This is a genomic window from Streptomyces sp. CB02009, from assembly GCF_001905825.1.
In the GTDB taxonomy this organism is placed as follows: Bacteria; Actinomycetota; Actinomycetes; order Streptomycetales; family Streptomycetaceae; genus Streptomyces.
The window spans coordinates 910,633-936,297 of the sequence record NZ_LIVV01000002.1; the positions used below are offsets into that span (position 1 = coordinate 910,633).

General features: G+C 72.9%; 21 protein-coding genes. 12 read left to right on the forward strand and 9 right to left on the reverse strand.

The features are described from left to right. Positions 1-82: 82 nt before the first annotated feature. The 8 genes from AMK27_RS11145 (at position 83) to AMK27_RS11180 (ending at position 7,887) form a co-directional block, all read left to right on the forward strand. Entirely contained in the window at positions 83-1,708 is a 1,626-nt protein-coding gene (locus tag AMK27_RS11145) for a phospholipase D family protein (protein WP_073905135.1), read from the forward strand. Between the two features lie 144 nt (positions 1,709-1,852). Beyond that, entirely contained in the window at positions 1,853-2,038 is a 186-nt protein-coding gene (locus tag AMK27_RS11150; RefSeq protein WP_073905137.1) for a CsbD family protein, read from the forward strand. A 143-nt stretch (positions 2,039-2,181) separates the two neighbouring features. After that, positions 2,182-2,913 (forward strand): HAD family hydrolase, encoded by a 732-nt coding sequence (locus tag AMK27_RS11155; protein WP_079188345.1) that lies wholly within the window; start codon positions 2,182-2,184, stop codon positions 2,911-2,913. An 83-nt stretch (positions 2,914-2,996) separates the two neighbouring features. Beyond that, on the forward strand, positions 2,997-3,170 hold the full coding sequence (locus tag AMK27_RS11160; protein WP_073905139.1) for a CsbD family protein: 174 nt from the start codon (positions 2,997-2,999) through the stop codon (positions 3,168-3,170). A gap of 61 nt (positions 3,171-3,231) precedes the next feature. Next, on the forward strand, positions 3,232-4,353 hold the full coding sequence (locus tag AMK27_RS11165) for a glutamate--cysteine ligase (RefSeq protein WP_073905140.1): 1,122 nt from the start codon (positions 3,232-3,234) through the stop codon (positions 4,351-4,353). Between the two features lie 190 nt (positions 4,354-4,543). Further along, a complete protein-coding gene (locus AMK27_RS11170) occupies positions 4,544-5,386 on the forward strand; it encodes a hypothetical protein (protein WP_073905142.1) in 843 nt (280 codons plus the stop codon). Between the two features lie 59 nt (positions 5,387-5,445). After that, entirely contained in the window at positions 5,446-6,159 is a 714-nt protein-coding gene (locus AMK27_RS11175) for a hypothetical protein (RefSeq protein ID WP_241847418.1), read from the forward strand. A gap of 204 nt (positions 6,160-6,363) precedes the next feature. Next, a complete protein-coding gene (locus AMK27_RS11180) occupies positions 6,364-7,887 on the forward strand; it encodes an MFS transporter (RefSeq protein WP_073906021.1) in 1,524 nt (507 codons plus the stop codon). 106 nt (positions 7,888-7,993) lie between these two features. Here AMK27_RS11180 and AMK27_RS11185 read toward each other — a convergent pair whose 3' ends face one another. After that, entirely contained in the window at positions 7,994-9,187 is a 1,194-nt protein-coding gene (locus tag AMK27_RS11185; RefSeq protein WP_073905144.1) for a hypothetical protein, read from the reverse strand. A gap of 217 nt (positions 9,188-9,404) precedes the next feature. Next, entirely contained in the window at positions 9,405-10,232 is an 828-nt protein-coding gene (locus tag AMK27_RS11190; protein ID WP_338014302.1) for an SMI1/KNR4 family protein, read from the reverse strand. A gap of 123 nt (positions 10,233-10,355) precedes the next feature. Here AMK27_RS11190 and AMK27_RS11195 point away from each other — a divergent pair, with 123 nt between their 5' ends. After that, a complete protein-coding gene (locus tag AMK27_RS11195) occupies positions 10,356-11,690 on the forward strand; it encodes a geranylgeranyl reductase family protein (RefSeq protein WP_382510331.1) in 1,335 nt (444 codons plus the stop codon). 60 nt (positions 11,691-11,750) lie between these two features. Here AMK27_RS11195 and AMK27_RS11200 read toward each other — a convergent pair whose 3' ends face one another. After that, positions 11,751-12,995 (reverse strand): PP2C family protein-serine/threonine phosphatase, encoded by a 1,245-nt coding sequence (locus AMK27_RS11200; RefSeq protein WP_073905146.1) that lies wholly within the window; start codon positions 12,993-12,995, stop codon positions 11,751-11,753. A 183-nt stretch (positions 12,996-13,178) separates the two neighbouring features. On the opposite strand from AMK27_RS11200, the gene AMK27_RS11205 reads away from it, so the two are divergent. Continuing rightward, positions 13,179-15,395, forward strand: a complete 2,217-nt coding sequence (locus tag AMK27_RS11205) for a SpoIIE family protein phosphatase (RefSeq protein ID WP_073905148.1) — start codon at positions 13,179-13,181, stop codon at positions 15,393-15,395. Positions 15,396-15,411: 16 nt separating this feature from the next. Here AMK27_RS11205 and AMK27_RS11210 read toward each other — a convergent pair whose 3' ends face one another. After that, a complete protein-coding gene (locus tag AMK27_RS11210) occupies positions 15,412-15,693 on the reverse strand; it encodes a DUF6296 family protein (protein ID WP_073905149.1) in 282 nt (93 codons plus the stop codon). Positions 15,694-15,935: 242 nt separating this feature from the next. Between AMK27_RS11210 and AMK27_RS11215 the strand changes: the two genes are divergently transcribed. Beyond that, entirely contained in the window at positions 15,936-16,577 is a 642-nt protein-coding gene (locus AMK27_RS11215) for an HPP family protein (RefSeq protein WP_274535741.1), read from the forward strand. 81 nt (positions 16,578-16,658) lie between these two features. Here AMK27_RS11215 and AMK27_RS11220 read toward each other — a convergent pair whose 3' ends face one another. Both AMK27_RS11220 and AMK27_RS11225 read right to left on the reverse strand, forming a co-directional pair. Then, positions 16,659-17,573 (reverse strand): aminoglycoside phosphotransferase family protein, encoded by a 915-nt coding sequence (locus AMK27_RS11220; protein WP_073905151.1) that lies wholly within the window; start codon positions 17,571-17,573, stop codon positions 16,659-16,661. A gap of 104 nt (positions 17,574-17,677) precedes the next feature. Then, a complete protein-coding gene (locus AMK27_RS11225; RefSeq protein WP_241847419.1) occupies positions 17,678-19,108 on the reverse strand; it encodes a TerD family protein in 1,431 nt (476 codons plus the stop codon). 209 nt (positions 19,109-19,317) lie between these two features. Here AMK27_RS11225 and AMK27_RS11230 point away from each other — a divergent pair, with 209 nt between their 5' ends. Continuing rightward, a complete protein-coding gene (locus tag AMK27_RS11230) occupies positions 19,318-21,033 on the forward strand; it encodes a right-handed parallel beta-helix repeat-containing protein (RefSeq protein ID WP_241847420.1) in 1,716 nt (571 codons plus the stop codon). A gap of 180 nt (positions 21,034-21,213) precedes the next feature. Here AMK27_RS11230 and AMK27_RS11235 read toward each other — a convergent pair whose 3' ends face one another. The 3 genes from AMK27_RS11235 to AMK27_RS11245 are packed head-to-tail and all read right to left on the reverse strand — an operon-like array spanning position 21,214 to position 25,642. Continuing rightward, positions 21,214-22,650 (reverse strand): UDP-glucose dehydrogenase family protein, encoded by a 1,437-nt coding sequence (locus AMK27_RS11235; RefSeq protein WP_073905155.1) that lies wholly within the window; start codon positions 22,648-22,650, stop codon positions 21,214-21,216. A gap of 45 nt (positions 22,651-22,695) precedes the next feature. Next, entirely contained in the window at positions 22,696-23,718 is a 1,023-nt protein-coding gene (gene galE, locus AMK27_RS11240; RefSeq protein ID WP_073905157.1) for a UDP-glucose 4-epimerase GalE, read from the reverse strand. Positions 23,719-23,752: 34 nt separating this feature from the next. Continuing rightward, positions 23,753-25,642 (reverse strand): glycosyltransferase family 2 protein, encoded by a 1,890-nt coding sequence (locus tag AMK27_RS11245; protein WP_073905159.1) that lies wholly within the window; start codon positions 25,640-25,642, stop codon positions 23,753-23,755. Positions 25,643-25,665 lie beyond the last annotated feature (23 nt).

Consider the following 25,665-nt stretch of genomic DNA (forward strand, 5'->3'; position numbering starts at 1 on the left):
CCACCGGTACTGGTGGTGGCAGGGACCCGCCACCGCGACCGGTGGCGGGAGGGCCCTGGAGGGGCCTTGGAGGTCCGACGACGTGACGCGCACGGAGTGGCTTCTGGCAGCCGGCGAACGCGGGAACTCCGCGACACGCCTGGACGCGCGCCGCCAGGACGGGAAGGCCTGGTCCGAGGCGAATCGCGCCCAGGCGCTGGTGCACGGCTCCACGTACTTCGCGGAGCTGCTGGAGGTCGTCCGTGCCCTGCGCCCCGGCGACCTCCTCCTGTTCACCGACTGGCGCGGCGATCGCGACGAGCGGCTCGCCGGTCCGGGCACCGAGATCGGCACCGTCCTGCGTGAGGCGGCCGAACGCCACGTCGTCGTGAAGGGGCTGCTGTGGCGCTCCCACGTGGACGGCCTCCGGTTCAGCCAGCAGGAGAACCGCCGCCTCGGCGCGGAGATCGAGGAGGCGGGCGGTGAGTGCCTGCTCGACATGCGGGTGCGGCCCGGAGGCTCGCACCACCAGAAGATGGTGCTGCTGCGCCACCCCGGCCGGCCGGAACTGGATGTCGCCTACGTCGGAGGGATCGACCTCTGCCACAACCGGAACGACGACGCCACCCACTCCGGCGACCGCCAGTCCCTGCCCCTGGCCTCCGCCTACGGTCCGCACCCGCCGTGGCACGACGTGCAGCTCGCCCTTCGCGGCCCGGTCGTCGGCGACGTCGAGGCGGTGTTCCGCGAGCGGTGGCAGGACCCCGCTCCGCTCAGTCGCAGCCCGGCCACGCGCCTGCGCGCGCTGATGCACCGGGAGGACGCCGACGCGGACGGACTGCCGCCGCAGAACCCCGATCCCGCTCCGTGCGGCACGCACACCGTGCAGCTGCTCCGTACGTACCCGAACCGGCTGCTGCACGGGTATCCCTTCGCACCCGACGGAGAACGGAGCATCGCACGGGGGTACCTCAAGGCACTGCGACGGGCCCGGGCCCTGATCTACGTCGAGGACCAGTACCTGTGGTCCCCGAGGGTGGTGCGCTCCTTCGCCCAGGCACTGGCCAGGAACCCCGGACTGCTGATGATCGGCGTCATCCCCACGGTCCCGGAGCAGGACGGCAGACTCACCCTGCCCATGAACCTGATCGGGCGGATCACGGCACTCGACGAGCTGCGCCGGGCCGGCGGCGACCGGGTCGCGGTCTACGGCCTGGAGAACCATGCGGGGACCCCCGTGTACGTCCATGCCAAGGTCTGCGTGATCGACGACGTATGGGCCTCCGTGGGCTCCGACAACATCAACCTCCGCTCGTGGACCCACGACTCCGAGCTCAGCTGCGCGGTCGTCGACGGCAGCCTGGACCAGCGGCGCCCCCGCGATCCCGGAGGGCTCGGGGACGGAGCGCGGGTCTTCGCCCGGGAGCTGCGCCTGGGGCTGATGCGTGAGCACCTGGACGTGGGGGAGGACCCGGGGCGGCGGGCGGCGGCGGAGCCGGACGCGCTGTGCGACCCGGCGAGCGCGTTCCGTGCCTTCGAGGCGGCCGCCGCGGCACTCGACGCCTGGCACGCGACCGGCCGCGGTGGTCCGCGCCCGGCGGGCCGCCTGCGCCGCTACACGCCCCCGGACCTGTCCGCGGTGCGGCGGGCGCTGGCGACTCCCCTGCACCACGTTCTGGTCGATCCGGACGGACGGCCGCTCCGGCTGCGCCGGCACAACGCGTTCTGAACACCTCGTGACCTCTCGTGCGGTCGGCTCCGTGAGGACGGCCGAACGTGCTTCTTGGGTCGTGCGATCGCCGACGGGCGGGATTCCCGCTGCATGACTAGCGTGACCCGTGGAACCAATCCATATGAAAGGGGCGGCCGCATCATGACAGGCAAGGGTACGGAGAAGGCGAAGGGCAAGAGGAAGGAAGCCGCCGGAAAGGCCGCCGGCGACAAGCGCCTGGAGACGGAAGGCAAGACGGACCAGGTGAAGGCAAAGGTCAGGGAAGCGGGCAAGGCGGTCAGCGAGCGGGCCAAGGGCGTCCGCGACTCCCTGGATCCCGAGAGGTAGACCGACGGAGGGTTCGCGCTTCGGTGGGCTGCGGACGCGGTCGGTCGCCGTGACGGCACTCTCGCGAGCCTGTCGCCCTTCCGTGGCAAGGAGCAGGCACGCCCGCTCCGCCCCGCGCCGCTGTGAGGAGGAAGACCGAAACCATGGACCGCGCCGCGCTCTTCGACATCGACGGGACCCTCACCGACACCAACTACCCACACGTGGTCGCCTGGTCCGAGGCGCTGCGCCAGGCCGGGCACCGGGTGCCGGCGCACTCCGTCCACCGGGCTATCGGGCTGCCCGGCGAGGACCTGCTCGACCACCTCCTGGGAGACGACCGCGACCGCACCCGGGACGACCGCCTGAGCGCCGCGCACGACACCCTGTACGCCACCTGGTTCGACCGCCTGCCCGCCCTGCCCTCGGCCGCCGACCTGCTGCGCACCCTCGCCGGCAGCGGCTGGCTGGTCGTGCTCGTCACGTCGGCGAAGGACCGGGAACTCTCGGCCCTGCGCAGAGCCATCGGCGCCGACGACGCCATCGCCGAAGCCGGCACGTCCGATGACGTCGAGCAGGGCAAGCCCGCACCGGAACCCGTCCGGCACGCCCTTCGACGCGCGGGGGTGCCACCCGAGCGGGCCGTGTTCGTCGGCGACACCGTGTGGGACATGCGGGCGGCGACCCGCGCCGGTGTGACCGCCGTGGGCCTGCTCTGCGGCGGTATCCCGAGGGCCGACCTGGAAGAGGCCGGTGCCGCCGCCGTGTACCGCGATCCGGCCGATCTGCTGGCCCGGCTCGGTGACAGTCCGTTCGCCCTCCCCGGCGGGAGCGACGGCGTCGAGGCCGTCGCAGGCATCGAAGCCGTCGAGGGCACCGAGGCCGCCGAGGGATGACATGGAGTGCCAGGTTTGCCGTGCGCCAGGTCGGCCAGAACCCCTATGTAGCGTTTGTTCCCGTTTCCGGGGAGTGATCGGTCGTGTCGGACAAGGAGAAGGGCCGGGCCAAGGCCGAGCAGGTCAAGGGCAGGCTCAAGGAGATGGTCGGCCGTGTGCTGGGCAACGAGCGCATGACCGCCGAGGGGCGTGCCGAGAAGGCGAAGGGGAACGCCCGGCAGGCCAAGGAGAAGATCAAGGACGTCTTCAAGGGCTGACCCGGCCGCGGTGGGAGACGGCGGCTCGCCCTCACCTGCGGGGTCGAACGGCGGTGGCCCGATGAGAAGCGTGGGCGTGGAGGAAGAGCTGCTGCTGGTGCACGCCCGCAGCGGCGAGCCGCTCGCGCTGGCCGGCGCGGTCCTCGCGGCCGCGGACCGGTCCGTGGGCCGGCGGCCGGACGACGAGGGCGAGCCGGAGCACGCCTTCGAGAAGGAACTGCAGAAGGAGCAGGTGGAGTTCGCCACCGAGCCGGTGACGGAGATGGGCGAACTCCAGGAGGAGATCGTCCGCTGCCGCGCCGAGGCACGTCGCCACGCCGCCTCCGCGGGCGCCCTCGTCGCCGCCCTCGCCACCTCACCGCTGCCGGCCCTGCCCTCGCTGAACCCGGGCGAGCGATACGCCTGGCTGGGGGAACAGTTCGGCCTGACCGCACAGGAGCAGCTCACCTGCGGGTGCCACGTCCACGTGTCGGTCGAGTCGGACGAGGAGGGTGTCGCGGTCCTGGACAGGATGCGGCCCTGGCTCGCCGTTCTGACGGCGATGAGCGCGAACTCGCCCTTCTGGCAGGGCCAGGACAGCCAGTACGCGAGTTATCGCAGCAGAGTGTGGAACCGGCTGCCCTCGGCCGGGCCGACGGACGTCTTCGGATCCGCCGACCGGTACCACGAGCAGGTCCGTGCGATGCTCGACACCGGCGTCCTGCGCGACGAGGGAATGATCTACTTCGACGCCCGCCTTTCGGCCACCTACCCCACCGTGGAAGTCAGGGCGCTGGACGTGTGCCTCGACGCGTCGATGCCGGTACTCCTCGCCGCCCTGGTACGGGGCCTGGTCGAGACCGCAGCCAGGGCCTGGCGGGCCGGAGAGCCGCCCTCGCGCGTGAGCACGAGCCTGCTCCGGCTGGCGGCGTGGCGGGCCGGCCGGTCGGGCATGGACGGCCCCCTCCTCCACCCCGCGACCCTGCGGCAGGAACCGGCGGCGGACGTCGTCAGGGCCCTCCAGGCCCATGTCCGGGAGGCCCTGGTCGAGAGCGGCGACGACGAGCGGGTCCGCGCGGGCATCGCCGCTCTGCTGGAACGGGGCAACGGGGCCCGCGTCCAGCGCGATCTCCTGCGTACGCAGGGCAGCCTCGCCTCGGTGGTGACCCACTGCGCGGGGATCACGGGCGACTCCCCGGCCTGAGACGCGATCCTGACGAGGGAGACGCCGATCCCGACGAGGGAGACGCCGATCCGAAGAAAGAGACGCCGATCCGAAGGGGAAGACGGCGATGCGGCGAGGGAGACGGCGATCCGACACATGCGGTGGGTCGACGCGCAACGTCCCCGTTTCGCTGGCCGCACGTCAGCGGAACGGAAACTAGGCTCGTGCCGTGGAACAGCCTGCGCACCGCGCCGAAGGCGCGGGACCGTTCACCACCCGGCTCACCTGGCACCACCCCGAAGGGGGGACGGTCGTATGGGAGTCGCGGCTCGCGCGCAAGCGCGGGGCGCTGTCCGTCCGCGACCCCGGGGGCACGGTCACCCTCTCCCCGACCGCCGACGCGAAGACGCTCGACCGCCTCCGGAGGCTCAACTCCGTCGCATCGGCTGCGTTCTTCCTCGGCGGGATCCTCTTCGCGCTCGGCGCCGCCCTCGCCCAGTTCGGCTCCGGCGACCCGACCGAGAGCGCCTCCGTCTACTTCGCGGGCGGACTGTTCTTCAACGTCGGGGGCTACACCTCGCTCCTCCAGGTGCTCAACGCACCCCGCCACTCACCCCGGGGCGGCCCGCCGGCGACGACCGGCTGGCGGTGGTGGGGCTACGAGCCGATGCGTCTGGACTGGCTCAGCACGTTCGTGCTGTTCGCCGGGACGCTCGTGTTCGGCGTCAACCTGCTGGACTCCTTCCTGCAGGGGCTCACCGTCCAGCAGACCAACCGCCTGATCTGGGCCCCCGACGTGGTCGGTTGCGTGCTGTTCCTGGTGTCGGGCCATCTCGCGTTCGCCGAGATCTGCCACCGCTCCCGGCCCTGCGTCCGCTCGCGCAGCCTCGGCTGGTGGGTGGTCGTGGTGAACCAGTTCGGGTCGGTGCTCTTCATGGTCTCCGCGGCGGCCGCCTTCACCCGGCCCGCCACCCAGAGCCTGGTCAACGCCGACATCGCCAACTGGGGGACGCTGTGCGGTGCGCTGTGCTTCGCACTCGGCGGCGTACTACAGGCCTTCGAACGTCCCTAGGGGGACGGGCCGCACCGACCGCCCTCCGACTGTCGGACCGGCTTGTTAGGGTCCGCCCCATGACGATCGAGGGCGCGCACACGCCTGCGCACACCACCACCGACACCCCTGCCCACACCACCCCTCACACCTCTGCCCGCACCGCCCACCACGGCGCCGGACTGACCCGGCGGGTCATCGAACAGGTGCGGCAGGACCCCGGCGCCTCGGCCCTGGACTACCGGGACGTCCCCTGGGTGTCCGGCGCCGCGCCTCGCCCGCTCCCCGAGGACGTCCTCGCCCGGACCGTGTTCCCGTCCGGCCGCCCGCTGTCGCCGAGTCTGCGCGCCTGGCTCCGGTTCGACACGACCCTGCTGGAGCGGCACGGCTGGTTCGCGCCGGAGGGCGGCGGCGTACTCACCCCGCGCCCGCTCGACCGGCTCGTGGGCGACGAGTTCGGCGCCTGGTGGACGGAGGACTTCGCCCCGTTGGCGGAACGCTTCCCCGAATGCTTCCTGCTGCCCGGCGGTTCCGACTCCCGGCGCGTCCTGGCGGTCACCGAGCCCGACGAGGAAGGGGAGTACCCCGTTCTCGCCCTCGACATGGACGACCTGCCCTTCGTCGGACTGATGTACCCCGGCTTCGACGTCTACCTGGCCGAAACCGCCGGCCTCGTCACGCGCGACCCCGGCTCCTACACGTCCCTGTCCCGCCACGACACCTACGGGCCCCGGATGCGCCGTCACGCCGCCCACTGCCTCGACGGCGAGGTGTGCGCCCAGTACCCCTTCTGAGACGGCACCGCCCCACTCCCACTCCGCCGCCCCGTCCTCTCGGCCGCTCCCTCCGGCACCCGCCTGCCCGCGCGCGGCGTGCGCGACGCCGCGGACGGGCTCAGACTGGACAGAGTGAGCAGCCGCACAGAGCCTGATCCGCAGCCGCACCCCACGCAGCAGAAGGGCGCGCGACTCCCGAACCAGACGGTGGCCCTCGCGGCGATGATGTTCGCGGTCGCGATGACCTTCATCGACCAGACCATCGTCTCCATCGCCGCCCCCGACATCGTGCGCGAACTGGGACTCTCCAGCGCGGGCATGCAATGGGTGGTCAACGCCTACCTCCTCGCCCTCGCCGCGTTCTTCGCCCTCGGCGGTCGTCTCGCCGACCTCTACGGGCCACGGCGCATCGTCATCATCGGCACCCTCGTGTTCGTCATCGCGTCCGTCCTCTGCGGATGCGTCCCCTCCGGCGACTACGCCCAGCCCTGGCTCATCACCTTCCGGGCCGTGCAGGGTCTCGGCGCGGCACTGCTCTTCCCGGCCGCGCTGGCCGTGGTCGTGGCGGTGTTCCCGGTCGAACGGCGGGGCAGGGCCCTCGCCCTGTTCTTCGGGATCTCCGGAGCGCTGACCGCCGTCGGTCCGCTGCTCGGCGGCTGGCTCACGGCCTCGTGGACCTGGCGCGCCGTGTTCTGGGTCAACGTGCCGGTCGCGATCATCGCCCTGATCCTCACCGGCCTCGCGCACATCGCCGACCGCCCGCGCCCCGGAACGCTCGACGTGCCCGGCGCCGTCCTCGTCGCCGCAGGCATGGGCCTGAGCGTCCTCGGCTTCCAGCAGGCCTGGTCATGGGGATGGGGGAACTGGGCGACCTGGCTGTGCGTCGTCGGCGGCCTCGTGATCCTCTACGTGTTCGTACGGTACGAGCGCGGCGTCCGCCACCCGCTGATCGACCTGCGGGTCTTCCAGGACAAGGCGTTCACGGTGGACTCGGCCGTGCTGTTCTTCGCGATGCTCGCCTTCGTGCCGGTGTTCTTCTTCTCCTCCGTCTACGCGCAGGTGTCCCTCAGTGCCTCTCCGAACCAGGCGGCGCTCTTCCTGCTGTACTTCTTCGTCGGCTTCGCCCTCGCCTCCCAGTGGGGCGGCCGGATCCTCGACAAACGGGGCGCGCGCCCGGCGCTGAAGACGGGCACGATCCTGGGCGCGGTCGGCTTCGCCCTGTGGGCCAACGAACTGACGAACCTGTCCATGCACGACCAGTGGCCCTACGCGGCCCTCGCCGGCGCGGGCATCGGCTTCATCCTGGCCCCCGCCTCGACGGACGCGGTCAACCGGGCCATCGGCGCCTCGTACGGCGAGGTCACCGGCATCACGCAGACCGTCCGCAACTACGCGGCGAGCATCGGCCTGGCCGTGTTCGGCACCCTGCTGTCCCGCGCCATGACGGAGAACGTCACCGACACGCTCCGGGGGAGGGGCATCGACCCCGCCGTCGCCGACCAGGTCGCACGCGGCATCACCGACTCCGTCTCCGGCCACGGCGACGCCACCCCGCCGACCGGCACCGGCCAGGTCGCCGAGGCCACCCGCGACGCGATGTCGTCCATCCAGATGGACTTCGCCCAGGCCAACCAGTGGGTCTTCTACGGCATGGCCGTGGCCCTGGCACTCGGCTTCCTGTGCGCCGTCCGCCACCCTGGCGACCGCGCCACCCCGAAGGACCCGGAGCCCACCCCTCCCAAGTGACGGACCGACAGGGCCCGGCGCCCGACCGTGATCCGCCTCGGTGTCGGCGGACGGTGGCGCCGCGGGCACCCCGTGAGGAACCCGCGACCGACGCCGCGCGCCGCTCTCACTCGCCCGGCGGACGCTGCGGGACCTCCGGATCCGGTGTCTGGGGGGTCGGGCCCCGGAAGCGGGAGAGGCTCTTCGTGAGGCTCTTCCAGGGGGAGGGATCCTGCCTGGCCGTCGCCTGCGACACCGACCGGGGGGCGCCGTCGCCGCCGTTCGCCTCGGCGAGGGCCTCGAGCGCCGACTCTGCGGCCTCCCGGTACAGGTCGCAGGATGCCGTCATGGCTTCGAGCGCCTTGGCGTACCTGGTGACCATGGCCCGCGCGTGGGCCAGTTCCTCGTCGGGGGTGAGCAGGTGCCAGCCCTGGCGCAGCCGGGTCAGCACCTGTTCGGCTTCGGTCGGCATCGGCTGCGGCAGCGCGGCGAACTCCTGGATCCTCTCCAGGAGTCGGGTGGGTTCCGTACCGTCCAGGAAGACGTTGGGGACCGTGAAGCGCTCCGCGTCGTAGTCGACGGCCTGCGGTGTCGGGGGCAGGATGACGGCGCCGCCGCGCGGTATCCCGACGCCCAGCTCACGCTTCATCACGAAGTCGGCGATCAGCGCCTGGTCCGGCGTGGCACGGTGCTCGACCACCCGGTGCCGCAGGCTCGGCGGCAGGAACGCCGTGATCGGCCGGCGCCCCAGGGCGTCCGGCGTCATCGCCTCGTGCACCACGACATGGATGAACCAGCTCTGCCGGGTGCAGGCCCGCAGCAGACGGCGCAGCTCGTCGTCGTCCTTCGGGAGGTGGTTCGCCGACCGCAGACGGACGTCCGGCACCGTCTCGTGGTCCCACGGGACCTGCTCGCTGTCGGGCCAGAACACAGTGGCCGGCGAGGGCCAGCCCGGTTCCCACGCCCGCTCGGCCTCGGCGGCGAGCGCCCAGGAGACACCCCCGGCCTTGGCGCGGCGGGACTCGGGCTCGTACGTGGTCAGTTGTGCGCGCACCGTGACGTCGTCGGCCACGCGCCAGCGGGCTTCGAAGAGGCGGCGCGCGGACGGGCCGGGGTCGGCCGACTCGTCCCGGGGGTACAGGTCGGTGGAGGTCGCCGCCTCGACGGGGTCGAGGTCCAGGAAGTCGTCGATCACCCGGGCCGCCTTGAGGGCGAGCAGATTGCGCCGGACGTCCCGCTCGGGCTCGGGCCCGAGGTGACGCCCGCGCCCGAGCCAGGCGGTGCCGGGGACGGTGGTCGATGAAGTGCTGTTCTTGGCCATGGAACCGTTCGGTGGGCGAGCAGGTCCCGACCAGTATGGTTCCGCAGTCCGGGCGAGGGAAGCGGTACCCCTTCCATGGCGTCGTGGATCGCGTACGGCGGCCCGGCGCAGGTGAACGCATTCGGTCATCCGTACGGACGATGCCGCCTGTCTCGGGGCGGGGCTGCACGCGAGGCGGGGCCGCACGGGGCACCGACGCCGGGACGCGGTCGCGTCGTCAGGGGGCGGTCCAGCGCCGCACGGTCTCCTCGTCATGGGTGAGCCACGTGCCGTCGCCGAGCGGCACGGCGGAGACGCCCGGCGTCCGCGGGTACGCGACGTCGGCGCCGTCCGCGGACGGGGCGCTCCACGTGGAGCGACGGGCGAGGAGCCGGGCGGGTACGCGAGGACGGTTCATGTTGCGTTCCTGCTCGTGTCCGGGGCGGCGGCTGGGCCTGAGAGCCGTGCGGGCTCCCGGGAGACCCTGCCCCGCCTCGGTGGGGCGGGGGAGACGGCCCGTCAGCCGCAGGACCTCGGCGTTCGGATCGAAGCCGTGGTCGTCGGCCGGCAGGTCGCCGAGGATGCCGGACCGGATCTCGCCCGTGAGCACGGACAGGACGAACCGGACGCGGGAGACCGGGTGGTGCTCCCACTCCGGTCCACGGCCCGCGTTCGCCAGGACGGTCCAGTCGTCGGGGTGCACGTCCCCGGAGGTGAGCCAGTAGAGGTGGGCGCCGGTCCCCTCGATGTACGCGAAGGGAAGCAACCCCGCTCCGGGGGTCTCCAGCTGCTCGGGGCGGGGCTCGGGGCCGATCTCCCACAGCCGGGCCACCACCTCGGCGCGCTCCTCCTTCACGGCCAGGAGGTCGTAGCCGGGTTCCGCGCAGTCGGGCTCCAGGATCCAGATCGTCTCGTCGAAGACGCCCCCGCCATAGGTGTCGACGAGGTCCTTGAAGTCCACCGGCAGCGCACCGCCCAGGCGCTCCTCGATCTCGGTCCAGGCCCGCGGCCGTTGCCCCGCCGGCGGCGGGACGACGCGCGTGAGCCGTTCCACGTGAGGGTGCATCAGATGTCTCCGGGAGCGGGCTCAGGGCCTGGGGACGTCCAGGATAGTGACCTGGTCCGTACGCGCGGCGGCTTCGGCCGTGCCGCACGTTCCGCCGGCTTCCGCCCTGGGCATAGTGGTGGGGTGATCACCAAACGTGGCGAGGCCGGCGACGGCCGCGACGCCGACAGCTCGGGCTCCGACGGCGCCGGTGACGAAGAGGCACAGGTCATCGTGGTGGGAGCGGGCCCGGCGGGCTCCTCCGCCGCGGTGCACCTCGCGCGAGCGGGTGTGGACGTGCTGCTCCTGGAGAAGGGCGGCTTCCCCCGGGAGAAGGTGTGCGGCGACGGGCTGACACCGCGCAGCGTCTACCAGTTGGTGCGGATGGGCATCGACATCGACGCGCCGGGCTGGATGCGCAACAAGGGCATGCGCTGGGTCTGCGGCGGCCACCAGGCGGAGATCGACTGGCCGCGCCTGGGTGCCCTTCCCGACTTCGGGCTCACCCGCAGCCGGCACGACTTCGACGACCTGCTCGCCGCTCACGCCCGCGCCACCGGCGCGCGCCTCCGTACCCATGTGAAGGTGACGGGCCCGCTGACCGACCGGGCAGGACACGTCGTCGGAGTGTCCGCCTCCCGCGGGCCGGGGCAGGAGCCGGTCCGCTACCGGGCGCCGTTGGTGGTCGCCGCCGACGGAGCCTCGGCGCGGACGACTCTCGGCCTCGGCTTCGAACGGGACGACAAGCGGCCCGTCGCAGCCGCCGCCCGCCGGTACTACCGCAGCGAGGCCCGTACGCACGACCCCTACCTGGAGCTCTGGGCCGACCTGCGCTGTCCCCGCACCGGTCGGGATCTGCCCGGGTACGGCTGGGTGTTTCCCCTCGGGGACGGCCGCGTCAACGTCGGCCTCGGCGTCCTGCCGCAGCAGCGGCGACGCAGGCCGGTGGACCTGCGAGCGACGCTGGAGCACTGGCTGCCCCGCCTGCCCGCGGACTGGGGGCTCGACGAGGAGACCGCCGACTCGCCGCTGCGCAGCGCGCCGCTGCCGATGGGACTGAACCGCCGCCCGCAGTACCGGCGGGGCGTGCTGCTCGTCGGCGACAGCGCCGGCATGGTCAGTCCGTGGAGCGGCGAGGGCATCGCCCAGGCCATGGAGGCCGCCGAGGTGGCGGCGGACATCATCGCCCTGGCCCTGGCCCGCCCGGCCGGACCCCGCCGGGAACACGCCCTGCACCAGTACCCGGCCGAGATCCAGCGGCGCTGGGCGCGCTACTACCGGCTGGGCAACCTCGCGGGGGACCTGATCCTCTCGCGCTACGGCTTCCGGCCCGTCCTGCACCCCCGTGTGATGGCCTCGCCCCACGTGCTGCGCACCCTGGCCCGGCTGCTCACCCATGTGGCCGACGAGCCCGCACAGGACACCATCGACGCCGTCCTCCACGGGTTGCTGCGGCTCGTTCCCCTTCCACGGAGGTAGTCACCACCCGGCTCGGAGGACGCAACGCCCGGACGCCGTGCGCCCGGTGACCTCCGGGGGTCAGACACGGACGATGACGAGGGCGATGTCGTCGCGGGCCCCGCTGGCGACGTCGAGGCGCGCGAGCAGCGCGTCGGCCAGCTGATCGGGTTCGCGGCCTGCGAGGTCGCCCAGGGCGGTGGTGAGCCGGTCCAGGCCGGTGTCGATGTCCTCGTCACGGCGTTCGATCAGCCCGTCGGTGTAGAGGACGAGGGTGTCACCCGGGTGGTAGGGCATGCCTGCCTGCGGCCGGGGAACGTGCTCGGGTCTGGCTCCGAGCGGCGGGTCGGTGGCCTGGTCCAGCAGCTCGCACGTGCCGTCCGCGTGCAGCAGCACCGGCGGCGGATGCCCCGCGCTGGAGTACACGAGCAGATGGGAGCGGGTGTCCACGAGCACGCTGACCGCGGTCGCCGCGAGCGCGCCGTCCACCGAGCGGGCGTACATGCCGAGCACTTCCAGCGCCCCGGCCGGCCCGGCCACCGCCCGGCTGGCCGCGGACAGCGCGCTGCGGAGCATGCCCATGACGGTGGCCGCCTCCAGCCCGTGCCCCACGACGTCGCCCACGGCGACGGTGAAGCGCCCCTCGGCCAGGTCGACGGTGTCGTACCAGTCGCCGCACACGTTCAGCGAACCGATCGCCGGCAGGTAGCGCACCGCCACGTCGCTGTGCCGGGCCAGGTCGGGGGAGTGCAGCATCGCCTCCTGCAAGGTGACGGCGACCTCCCGCTCACGGGCGTGCGCCGCCCGCAGCTCCTCGTTCAGCCGCTGCAGCTCCCGGGCGCGGACATACAGCTCGGCCTCCATCCCCTCCTCGCGCTCGGTCATCCGCCGCCCCTCGCTCCGGCCCCGGAACCGCCGGGACCGCATGAACGCCGTCACGTCCTCCACGCGGTGGATGATCCACGAGACCCGCCCGTCCGCGTTCTTCACCGGGGTGTTCACGGGGGACCACCAGCGTTCCTCGAACACACCGGGCTGCGCGACGACGGGGATGTCGTACTTCTGCACCGCCATGGTGTCCGCTTCGCCGGTGGCCAGGACCCGTCGCAGCGACGCTCCGAGGTTCTTCACGCCGTCCGCGCCCGGATCGGCGGGATTGTCGGGGAAGGCGTCGAACATGTGCTGCCCGAGGAGATCCTCCCGGGTGCGGCCGGTGGCCCGGAGGTACGCGTCGTTGACATCCACGATCACCAGATCCGGTGCCAGGACCAGATACGGGCTGGGCGTCGCGGCGAACAACGCGCCGTGGTCGATCTCAGGCCTCACAGACCTTCCGCTCCTCGTCCCGAGAGGCCCCCTCCGACCAGCGTACGCAGCGCTCCGGCCGCCCGCGCCCCAGCGGGCCCGCCCGGCGGGACCGGCCGCCGTCACCCGGCCACCCCTCTGCGGTGGCCGGGTGCGCGGGGTGGGCGTTGCATGGGAGGGAGCCTGGTCCACCCGTCTCGTCGAATGGGCGTTCACACAGTGGTCGGTGAAGATCATCCGGACGGCCGGTCCGTCCCCGAGGGGCTGGGGGACGCCGTACTGGACGCGTTGTTCTCCCAGTCGCCCCTGGGCCTGCACGTGTACGACGCGGAGCTGCGTCTGATACGGGTGAACACGGCGGCCCGGCTGATGCGGGAGTTCCCGGTCGACCAGGTGCTCGGGCGCACGCTGCCGGAGATCCTGGGGTCCTTCGACATCACCGACCCCGCGGCCGTGGAACGGGCCGCCCGCCGCGTGCTGGAGACCGGCGTGCCCGAGCTCGACATGAGCATCCGGTTCCGCGACCGCCGCGACCCCCCGGTCGAGACCGTCTCCTCGGCGTCCGCGTTCCGCCTGCAGCGGGCCGACGGCACCGTGCTGGGGCTGGCCGCAGCCCTGACCGACATCACCGCCCGGGAACGGGCCGAGGCGGAGGTGCGCCTGCAGAACGAGGCGGCCGCGCGGATCGGAACCACGCTCGACGTCTTCCGTACGGCGGCCGAGTTCTGCGAGGTCGTCTCCCCGGCCCTGGCCGACACCGTGACCGTCGACGTCTACGACGTGGTCCTGCGCGGCCGGGCGCCCGCCGCGGACGCCCGCGACCGGGACCAGACCGTGCGACGCGTGGGATACCGCTCGGTCGCAGGACCGGACCGGCAGGGCGTTCCCGCCGTCGGCGAGGTGGACGTGTACCCGCCCGGCACGCCCCACCGGACCGCCCTGGACACCCTGGCCCCCAAACTGATCCGACGACTGCGCCCGGACGCCCCCTGGCTCGACCCCCGGCGCCGCCGGTACGCCCGGATCCTGAACGCGCGGACGCACTCCATGCTGCTGGTTCCGATCCGGGCGCGCGGTGTGGTGCTCGGCCTGGCCTGCTTCTACCGCTGGCGCGAACCGACCCCGTTCGACCACCGGCACCTCCGGCTCGCGCAGCAGCTCACCACGCTCGCGGGCCAGTGCCTGGACAACGCGCGCCTCTACGGGCGCGAGCGCTCGGCCGCCCGCGTCCTGTCCGGCGGTTTCGCCCAGGCGCAGGCGTCCGTGGTGACGGCCGTCGAACTCGCCCGCACCCACCTGCCGGCCGGCACGGGCGGCGGCTGGTCCGACGCCATCTCCCTCTCCGGTTCCAGGGTCGCCCTCGTGGCCGGGGACACCACCTCCGGGACGTCGCGTCCCTCGGCGACGAGCGAGTTGCGCGCGGCGATCGAGGCGCTGGCCGACCTCGACCTGCCGCCGGACGACATCCTTCAGCGCCTGCACGACCTCGCCAGCCGCCCGAGCACCCCGCCGGACGCAGCCGCGCCCGATGTCCATGCCCACGTCCGTGCCGGGGACAGCGACGGCGCCGATGCCGATGGCAGCGACGGTGACGGAGCGCGCGCCACCTGCCTCTGCCTCGTCTACGATCCGGTCACCCGCCTGTGCACCGCGGCGAGCGCGGGCCACCCGCCGCCCGTCCTGGTCCACCCGGGCGGCACCGTCGAACCGCTGGACGTCGCGGCCGGACCCCCTCTCGGGCAGGGCCTCGCGGAGTACAGGCTGACCGAACGCGTCCTGCCCGAAGGAAGCACCCTGCTGATCTGCAACACCGCTCTGCTGACCGCGGTCGGCGGCCGGGACGCGCTGCTGAGCCGGTTGCCCGACCTCGTCACCGACCCGCATCCCTCGCTTCAGGCCGCGTGCGACCGGTACGCCGAGGCCCTCGTGCCCGAGCAGCCGCTTCGCGACGCGTATCTGCTGCTGGCCCGAACCCGCACCCTCGGCGACTCCCAGACGAAGGCGTGGACCTTTCCGAACGCTCCGGAGAGCGCCGGGCAGGCCCGCAAACGAGTCGTGGACCAGCTCGCGGAATGGGGAATGGCCCAGGACGTCATCGACGACACCGCCCTCGTCGTCAGCGAGCTGGTCACCAACTCCGTGCGCTACGCGAAGGGGCCGATCCAGCTGCGCCTCATCCACGACGGCGCGCTCGTGTGCGAGGTCTCCGACGACAGCAGCGCCAGTCCCCACCTCCGGCGCGCCCTGGACACGGACGAGAACGGCCGGGGCCTGTTCATCACCGCCCACCTCACCCAGCGCTGGGGCGTGCGGCCCTCAGGCCGCGGCAAGACGCTCTGGGCGTCCAGGACCCTCGACACGACCACCGAGGGAACGACCACCGAAGGAACGACCACCGAGGGAACGACCACCGAGGCGTGACTGGGGCCGAGGATCGTCAGGCCGGGGCCGCGGAGGTACCGGCGGTACCGGGGGGATCGTTCGGATCCGTCTCGGTGAGGCGGCGGGCCAGGACGTGCTGGGCAGGAGCCTGGTGCCCGCCCGAGGCGAGGATGCGCACCTCGTCCTGCTCGCTGATCTCCGCTCGGATGATGCCGGTGGCGTCGGCGTAGACCGCGTGGCCGCCGGGCCCTTTGGAAGAGGTGCGCTCGACGGTCACGACGTCCTGCGCCGAACCCGTTTCGTCGGCGAATACCAGCTCGTATCGGACTGGGCTCATTTCGCCCACTCTACGCCGCGAGCCCCCGGCCCGCCCCCGGCCGACCGGCCGAGAACCCGCTGGTTAGAGTGGTGCCGGGCCGCGCCGCCGCACGAGGGCCGGGCGCGGGACCGGGCCGACTGTCGACCACAGGGGCCCGGGAGAACGAACGCCCCCACTCCGCCTCGTACGGCCCACGGCCGCCTGCCCCGGAAACACCGCATCACATGAGTACCGACATCGCTCCGCATACCGACCCCGCCGTGACCGAACCCGCTGTGACCGACACCGCCGCCATCGCCCCTGCCGTGACCGGCCCCGTCGCGACCGGCTCCGTCACGACGGATCCCGCCGCGACCGATCCCTCCGTGACCGGCTCCGGCGCCGTCCCCCTCAGCCGCCGGTCGCGCCTGGCCCGTTTGGCCGGCCGTGCCCCGGCGCGGCCGGCGCCCGCGGCCGCCGCCCACAACGTCAGCGCCGCCACCGCGGCCCTCCTCGCGCTCGTGGCGATCGGCGCCGCCCTCCACGAGCCCGTACTCATACCCCCGCTCGCCGCCAGCGCCGCCCTGGTCCACTGCGCCCCCGCGCTGCCGCTGGCCCAGCCGCGAAGCGTGGTCGTCGGCCACCTCCTCGGCGCCGCCGCCGGATACGCGGTGGGCCTCGCGGGGCACGGCAGCGCATGGGCCGCCGCGCTCGCCGCAGGTGTCACCCTCGCCCTCACGACCCTGGCCCGGACTCCGCACTCGCCCGCCTGCGCCACCGCCGTCGTCATCGTCCTCCAGGATCCCGCGCCGGGCAGGTTCGTCCCCCTGCTGTTCGGGTCCACGGTGCTGCTCGTCCTGACCGCGTACGCCGCGTCCCGCGTCCGGCGCGCGGCACCGAGGTACCCCGCCTACTGGTGGTGAGCCGCCCCGGTCGCCCCGGTCGCTCCCGTCGCTCCGGTCCCCAGGCCGCTCCGGTCGTCCTCGCCGGGCTCCCCGCGGGCGTCACGAGCGCCGACGGTCGCCCCGCTCGGCCAGCACGCGATCGAGTGCCGCCCGGCCCACGGGTCCCCAGTGCGACTTGCCTCCGGGAAGACCCCGATCTCCGCTCTGCCCCATGAGCATCAGGAAGAGGCTCTTCAGCACGGCCAGCCCGCGCGCACGCCGGATCGCCGCGTCGTCCGCGACCGCGTACACGTCGAAGAAGCGGGAGGCCGTGCCCGGGGGGAGCAGCACCCACGCGGCAGCGAGGTCCCACGCCGGGTCGCCGGCGAACATGTCGCCGAAGTCGACGACGCCCGCGAGCGTCCCGTCCGAGACGACGACGTTCGCGGGATGGAGGTCGCCGTGCACCCACAAGGGCGGGCCCTCCCACGCCCCGGCCGCGACGGCCTCGTCCCAGACGGCCCGGAGGCCGGTCACGAGGTCGTCGGGGGCGGCGGCCCGCAGGAACTGCTCGAAGCCGTCCGTGCAGTCCCGGGGGTGGGCGCCGCGGTCCCGGGGAGCCGGCGCGTCGGCGGGGGCCTGCACATGGAGCGCCCGGAGGAACCCGGCCAGCGCTTCGGCCGCGTGGGCGCCGCGGCTGATCGAGCCGTGGTCCAGCGGCTCGCCGGGAACCCACGTCATCACGGTCCAGTGCTTGGGGAAGCGCTCGGACGGTTCGCCGGACCGCACCGGCGTCGGCACCGGGAGCGGCAGGCGAGGGGCCAGCACGGGAAGCCAGCGCCGCTCCTTGAGCTGAAGTTCCGGGGTGGGGTCCATGCGCTGCATGCGCACGGCCAACTCGTCTCCGAGGCGCCACATCTGGTTGCCCCAGCCGCCCGCCACCTCGCGGACGGCGAGCCCGGCAAGGTCGGGATGCTGCTCCCGCAGCAGGTCGCGGACCAGGTCTGCGGTGATCTCGAACTCGGTGTCGGTCATGCGGAGTCACAGTACTGAGGCAGGGGACGGGAGGATCGCCCGCAATCGCCTGTCGATCCGGCCCCGGGGCGTGCTCGCAGGCCCAGCGGGCCCGGCCGGACCCCCTAGCGAAGCCAGCCCTTCCGTGCCCCTCGGGCCGGCTCGTCAGGGGCGGCCGCGTCGAGGGTAAGTTCCCACTGGTGCCTGCTCTTGTCGATGGTGACCAGGAGGGGCCCGCTGGGCAGGGCGACCTTCTCCCTGACCCGGCGACCGTTCCACTCGTACACGATCCGCTTGGCCGGGCGCCTCAGGTCACCGGGGGTGTCACCCCAGTGGTAGTGCATCTGGAACCAGCCCTTGTGGGGGTCCTCCGCCCGCACCTTCAACTCGGCCGCTGGGCCGGTGCGGAGGAAGACCTCATGGCCGCTGCCGGTGACGGTGCCGAAGTCCAGCGGCAGGGCCGCCGACAGGGGCAGGACCGTGAGCTGCCAGGCCCCGGAGTTGCGCACCTTCAGAGTGAGCGGCCCGCCCTTGCGGTGGGGCACCATCAGCTGCCGGCCGTAGTGATCGGGCAGGTCTGACAGGAAGACATCGTCCTCGCGGCCGGGGATCTTGACGGAGAGGAAGTTGTACTCCTCCGTTCGTGCCTCCAGGATCACCGGCTCCCCGTTGGGCGGGAACGGCAGGTCCACGGTGACGGTCTTCGCCCCCTTGCCGCGATAGACGCGCGGTTCGAACGTGAAGAAGCCGGCCGCCCAGGAGGGGGGTTCGACGGATGCGCCGACGGCGGGCGCCCCGGCGGCGTACGCGGGCACGAACCCGGCGGGCGCAGAGACGAGCGGGACGGGTGAGGCGGCGTACGGAGCGGCGTCGCTCGACGTACCGGGCGCGGGCGACACCTTGCCCACCCCGGCGAGCGGCACCGGGCCGGGCGCGGAGGGCACGGCCGGCGACGCCGAGGGGGTCACCGGCGCAGGCGAGGGGGTCACCGGCGCCGGTGCAGCCACTGCCGTCACCGCCGTCGCTGCCGTCACCGCCCCCGAGCCCCCCACGTCCCTGGTCAGGCCCGCGAGCCCGTCCTCGTAGCCCTGCCCCACCGCGCGGAACCGCCATGCGCCGTCGCGCCGGTACAGCTCACCGAGTACGAACGCGGTCTCGGCGGTGGCGTCCGTGACCGCGTACTGCGCGACGACGGCGGCGTCGAACGTGCTCACCTGGGCGTAGAGACCGGGCACCTGCCCGAAGGTCCCGTCCGCGCAGGATCCGACTATCAGGACCCGCTGGACGTCGGGTTCGACGCGGAGCAGGTCCACCTCCAGCCATTCGGCGAGCTGTCCGGCGCCCTGCCCCGTACCGACGTGCCGGACGGCGCCCGAGGGGTGGACGGGCCGGTGGTGGAAGACGATGTCGGCATCGCCGCGCACCGCTCCGGCGGCGTCGAGCAGCAGGGCCGCGGCGGACACGGTCGGCGCACCGGGCACCGACTGCCGGCCCACGGCGACACGCAGAGGGACGGCGGGGACGGGCGCGTTGGCACCCTTGATCATGTACGTCATACGGCACATGGTGACAGCGGAGCGGATGCCCGGAGAAGATCTCCGGCGCGGAACACATCCTTCCGGCCGGGACGCGCTCTTGACCGCGGCGGAGCCCCTGCCGCCGCCACGACGCCACCCCCTGACGACGTGTCGGGCCGTACGTGACTCGGATGCCGCGCGTTCGTCGGCGTTTCGTATGTCCCTTTTCTGGCAGTCTGCTGCTTCATATGCCTGACAGGGCACTGGAACATCCCCAGGGGGTGCGGGTGAACGCGGTGAAGCGGAGCCGGACGACGAGGACCGCGGCGGGAGTCTCGGCCGCGGTGCTCCTGCTGCTCGCGGGATGCGACGTGCCGGGGGTCTACCGCCCCGCCCGCCCCGCGAGCGGTGGTCCGTTCACCTTCTACGTGAGTCCGGACGGCGACGACCAGAACGACGGCATGACGCCGCAGAGGCCCTGGCGGACCCTCGACCACGCGAACACCGCGAACTTCCGGCCCGGCGACAGGCTCCGGCTCAAGGGCGGCGAACGGTTCCCCGGCACCGTCACCCTGGAGGAGGACGAGGCGGGCAGCGCCGCGCGGCCCGTGGTGATCGAGTCGTACGGCACGGGCCGCGCCACCATCGAGCCCCGCGGCACCTCGGGCATCACCGTGCACGACACGGCGGGCGTGGAGATCAGGAACATCGCGCTGGTCGGCGACCGCACGGCGCTGCGCGAAGGAGTGGGGATCGCCTTTCGCGCCACCCGCCCCGGGGAGCGGAGGCTCGCCCACGTCAGGATCACGAACGTGGAGGCACGGGGCTTCCAGAACGGGATCAGCGTCGGCACGGACGGCGACGCCGTCACGGGCTACAGCGACGTGCGCATCAGCGATGTCTCCGTGCATCACAACCTGGAGGCCGGACTCGTCTTCTACGGACCGGAGTTCGAGGCGGACGGCCCCGCCTACGCGCACTCCGGGCTGCGGATCGAGCGGGTCACGGCGTACTCCAACACCGGCGACCCGGACAGCGCCGGGCGCAACACCGGCAGTGGCATCGCCCTCGGCAGCGTCCGGGACGCGAGGGTGACGCGCTCGGTGGCCCACGACAACGGCGCCCGCTCCGCCGCAGACGCCCAGGAGGGCCCCGAGGGCATCTGGGTCTACGACTCGACCGACGTGGTCCTGGAGAACAACCGCTCCTACCGGAACCGGACCGGCTCGCGCGTGGACGGCGGCGGTTTCGGCCTCGACAACAACGTGTCGCACTCGGTCGTGCAGTACAACCTCGCCTACGGCAACGACGGGCCCGGGTTCCTCGTCTACTCCGGACAGGCGACCGGGGCCCATCGGGACAACGTCGTCCGCTTCAACATGAGCTGGGACGACGCGCGGAAGCTCCCCGAGTACGGCGGCATCGTCGCCTACGGCTCCCTCATGAAGAACCTGGACATCTACCACAACACGGTCGTGATGCGGACGCGGAACCTCGCCTCCGCGCAGGCGGCGGGAAACCGGCCTCCGGCCCTGCGGTTGCGCGACGGCATGAGCGGCGTCAGTATCCACGACAACATCCTGGCCACCGACGGGGGTCCGCTGGTCGAGGCCGAGTCGTCGTACCTTCCGGGCACGCACCAGTTGCGGCGCAACGTCTACCACAGCATGGGCCCCTGGTCGCTGGGCTGGGGGAGCCGCCGCTTCACGGACCTCGCCGACTGGCGTACCGCCTCCGGTCAGGAACTCGTCGACGGTGGGGCGACCGGAACCGGCGACGACCCCTGTCTGCGCGCGCTGACGGTACCCGTCACCGACCCGGCCGGGGCCGAGAACATGGTGCCGCGCTGCGAGGACGAGGTGTCCGTGAGCATGGGCCCGCAGGCCTCGGGCATCGACGCGGGTCCCGTCGACTACTTCGGCCACCGGCTCCCGGACGTCCTGCGCCCCGGCGCCGCCCAGTAGCGCAACCGCCGAGCCGGACATCGCCCCCCCCGGGGCCGGGCACACGACGTCTGTCTCCGACTCACCGACTCTCCGGCGCGTTCCCGGCGACGCCCTCGCCGACCCGACGTGCCACGACGCCGTCCCGCCCGCCCGGTCGACGACCGGACGGGCGGGACGGCGTCGGCGTGCCGGGGCGGTCTAGGACCGGCCGGTCGGCAGAGCCGGTGACCGGAGGTCGGTGGGGGCGGTCTCGACGGTCGGCGAGGCGATCGTGGCCCGGAGCGGCTTGTCCGCCCGGGCGGCCTGCGCCCGGTCCGCCGGTACGGGACGGCCGAGCGCCTCGACGGTCCAGCCGGCGGCCCGCCACTCGTCGTGCGGGAGCGTGTTGCGCGCGTCGACGAGGACGGGCCTGCGGACCACCCGGGCCAGCTTCACCGGGTCCAGCTCGCGGTACTGTCCCCACTCGGTGAGGTGCAGGACGAGCTCCGCCCCCTGGCATGCCGTCAGGAGGTCGGCCTCGCAGTGCAGTTCCGGACGGGCGCGGCGAGCGTTCGGGATGCCCTCGGGGTCGTGCACCCGGACGTCGGCGCCCTCCCGGTGCAGCGCCGCCGCCACCGCCAACGCCGGCGAGTCGCGCACGTCGTCGCTGTTCGGCTTGAAGGTGGCGCCCAGGACGGCCGTCCGGCGGTTGGCCAGGTCGCCGCCGGCCAGTCGACGGGCGAGGTCGACCGTCCGTGTCCGCTGCCGTTCGTTGATCTCGTCGACCTGGGCCAGGAAGTCCACCGCGGGGCCGGCGCCGAGCTCCTGGGCACGGGCGGTGAACGCCCGGATGTCCTTGGGCAGGCAGCCGCCGCCGAAGCCGAGGCCGGCGTTGAGGAACCGCCGGCCGATCCGGGTGTCGTGGCCGAGGGCGTCGGCGAGGGTGACCACGTCCGCTCCCGAGGCGTCGCACACCTCGGCCATCGCGTTGATGAAGGAGATCTTCGTGGCGAGGAAGGAGTTGGCCGCGCCCTTCACGAGCTCGGCCGTGCTCGGGTCGGTGCTGATGTACGGGACGCCCGCCTCCAGCATCGGGGCGTACACGCGGCGCAGGGTCTCGTCCGCCTCCCGGCCGACCGTGCCGACGACGATCCGGTCCGGCCGCAGGGTGTCCTCGACGGCGAAGCCCTCCCGCAGGAACTCGGGGTTCCACGCCACCTCGGCCCGTACACCGGCCGGGGCGAGCCCCGCGATGCGGTCGGTCAGGCGCGCCGTGGTGCCCACCGGCACGGTCGACTTGCCGACCACCAGGCAGGAGGCGGGCAGGTGCGGCACGAGCCCGTCGACGACGGCGTCGACGTACCGCAGGTCGGCCGCGTGGGAGCCGGCCCGCTGGGGCGTGCCCACACAGATGAAGTGGACCTCGCCGTGCGTCGCGGCCTCGCGCAGGCTGGTGCCGAAGCGCAGACGCCCGGAGGCGAGGGCGCGGGTGAGCACCTCGTCGAAGCCCGGTTCGTAGAAGGGGGGACGGCCCTCCGCGAGGGCCGTGATCTTGTCGGCGTCGACGTCGACGCCGAGGACGTCGTGTCCGATGTCGGCCATGCACGCGGCGTGCACGGCTCCGAGGTAGCCCGTTCCGATGACGGTCAACCGCATGCGGTGCTCTCCTGTCTGAACGCGAAAGCGGGGGTGTACGACGGGTCAGGGCGCGTAGCCGTGGGGGTTCTGCTGCTGGAAGGCCCACGCGTCGCGGCACATGGAGGCCAGGTCGCGCCGTGCGGTCCAGTTCCAGGCCGAGGCGACCTTCGAGGGGTCGGCGACGAGCTCGGCGACGTCGCCGGGGCGGCGCTCGGTGACGCGGTGCGGGATCGGCCGCCCCGTCACCTGCGCGAAGGTGCGGACGAGCTCCAGGACGGACGCGCCGCGCCCCGTACCCAGGTTGAAGACCCGCATGCCCGGCTCGTCGTCGATGTGGTCCAGGGCGGTGCGGTGCCCCTCGGCGACGTCGACCACGTGGACGTAGTCGCGGATCCCGGTGCCGTCCGGAGTGGGGAAGTCGTCGCCGAAGACGCTGAGTTCGTCGCGGCGGCCCACGGCGATCTGGGTGAGGAACGGCATGATGTTGTTCGGCACACCGCTCGGGTCCTCGCCGAGGAGCCCGGTGGGGTGGGCGCCGGCCGGGTTGAAGTACCGCAGGGCCAGCACCCGGAGTTCGGGCACGTGCCGGCAGACGTCCGCGAGGATCTGCTCGCAGGTCCACTTGGTGGTGGCGTACGGGTTGGTCGGCGCGGCCGGCGACTCCTCGGTCAGCGGGACGGTGGTGACGTCGCCGTAGATCGAGCAGGAGGACGAGAACACCAGCCGGTGCACTCCGTGCTCGTGCATGGCCGAGACCAGGGCCGTCGTGCCGCCGACATTGATGTCGTAGTACGCGAGCGGGATCCGGACCGACTCCCCGACGGCCTTCTTCGCGGCGAAGTGGATCACCGCGTCGATCGGGTGGCTCGTGAAGACGGCGTCGAGGGCCCGGCGGTCCCGCACGTCCGCGACGTGGGCCGCCGCGATGGGGCGGCCCGCGATCTTCGCGACCCGTTCGAGGACCTCGGGCGAGCTGTTGGAGTGGTCGTCGAGCACGACGACCTCGTGGCCGGCGCGGAGCAGCTCGACACAGGTGTGGCTGCCGATGAAACCGGCGCCGCCGGTGACCAGGACGGTCTGGGGCACGGGAACCTCGTTTCTGGATCGGTCGCAGGGTCCTTCACCAGGCGTAGAAGCCGGTGAGGTAGGTGGGGAAGACGGCGGCCGCGAACCCCAGCGGGGCCAGCGACAGCAGGCCCGCGAGGAGCGGCAGCGCGGCCGTGCGCAGCGCCCGGAGGGCGGGGACACCGGTGGCGCGTGCCGTCTCCTTGACGTGGAGCGCGCCGACCGCCAGCGTCACCGCGGTGTACGAGGCCGAGCCGAGGAGGCAGAGGAAGACATAGCCGACGGCGGGGCCGGTGAACTGGCCGACGAGGGCCGAGCCGGACAGGAAGAGCGTGATGAGCAGGTACGGGGCGACGGTCCGCAGCGGAAGCGGCTCAAGGCCGTCGCGCTTCTTCGGGGTGACCTTGAAGGTGATCTGGCGGGGCCGTACCTTCTGGGTCACCGCGGCCAGGACGCCCCAGGCGACGTACGGCCATCGGGAGAGTCCGAAGAGCCAGATCTCCCAGCTGAGGATCGGCGCGTCCTTGGGGCGCATCAGACCGCGGCGGCGGCAGAGCAGCGTCAGCAGGATCAGCCAGACGGACATGCTCCAGAAGTGGGCCAGGAAGGCGAAGTAGTTGACGTCGATCCACGGAGCGCCGGTGATCGCGGCGATCGGCGGCAGGAGGATCCCCATGACCGTGGCGCCGGCCAGCAGCGGGTAGTACATCAGCGCCGCGGCGAAGCGCACCCGGAGCTTCAGGGGCATGCGGCCCAGATGGCGCGGCAGCATGCCGAGGAGCATGACGGCCAGGCTGCGGGACCACTGGAACTCCTGGGTGATCATCGCGCCGAAGGTGAGGGGGCCTTCGCCGTGCGCGTCCGCGTCGATGGCGAACGCGCCCTGCCAGCCCGCCGAAGTCAGCAGGAACGAGGTGGAGAAGTCCTCGGCGAGCTCGGGGCCCAGACCGCCGATGTCCCGCAGCGCCTTCGTGCGGACGGCGTAGTGCGAGCCGATGCAGACCGGCGCGAGGCCGGCGGAGTGGCCCAACTGCACGGGTCCGTGGAACATGGCCTCGCGGTGGAGCCGCCCGCGGGCCGCCCAGGACTCGTCGGCGTTGGAGTCGCAGACACTGGGGGCGGCGACGTAGCCGACGGCGGAGTCGGCGAAGGGGCGGACGACCTCGGCGAGGTAGGTGGGCCCGGGGACGTGGTCGCAGTCGAGCTGGGCGACCACGTCGTACAGCTCGTAGCCCCAGTGGTCGTAGAAGAAGGCGAGGTTGCCCTCCTTGCACCGGGTGCGCCGGGGCCAGTCGGCCCGGTGGTAGTCGGCGCGGCCGCGGCGGCAGGAGACGTTCACGTCATGGGTGCGGCACCAGTCGAGGATCTCCTCGCTGGGGTCCTCGTCGCAGAGCCAGACGTCGTAGGTGTGCGGGAAGTCCTGGGCGACCATCGCCTCCAGGGTGCGCCGGGCGATGTCCCAGCCCTCGGACGGGGCGCGGGTGACCACGAACGCGGTACGGAGCCGGGGCACCCGGACCGCCGGATCGAAGCGGCGCATCCCCAGCAGCGCGACGAGGAAGTGCACCGGCAGATAGGTCAGGTACAGCAGCAGGGCGCTGTTGACGATCAGGCCCGTCCAACCGATCCGGTGGGACGGTTCGAGCCACCAGACCCAGAACCAGACCAGGCAGGCCGCCCAGCCGAGGGACAGCAGCGCGACCAGGAAGCGGTCGGAGGGCGAGAACGCCCGGACGAAGCTGGACGGGAGGGCGGTGAATCCGTGGGCCGGGCGGGCGAGGACGGGGCCGTCCGGGCCGATGGAGGCCACCGCGCCGTGCGACAGGGCGTGGATCTGCGCGCCGAGCGCCTCCCACTCCGCCGGCGAACCGGGAGCCGGTGAGGGAAGCGGCGGTTCCTGGGCGGTGCCGGTCCCATGGGCGGGACCTTGCTCCAACGACGTCATGGCAGCAGGTTCTCCAGGCGGTG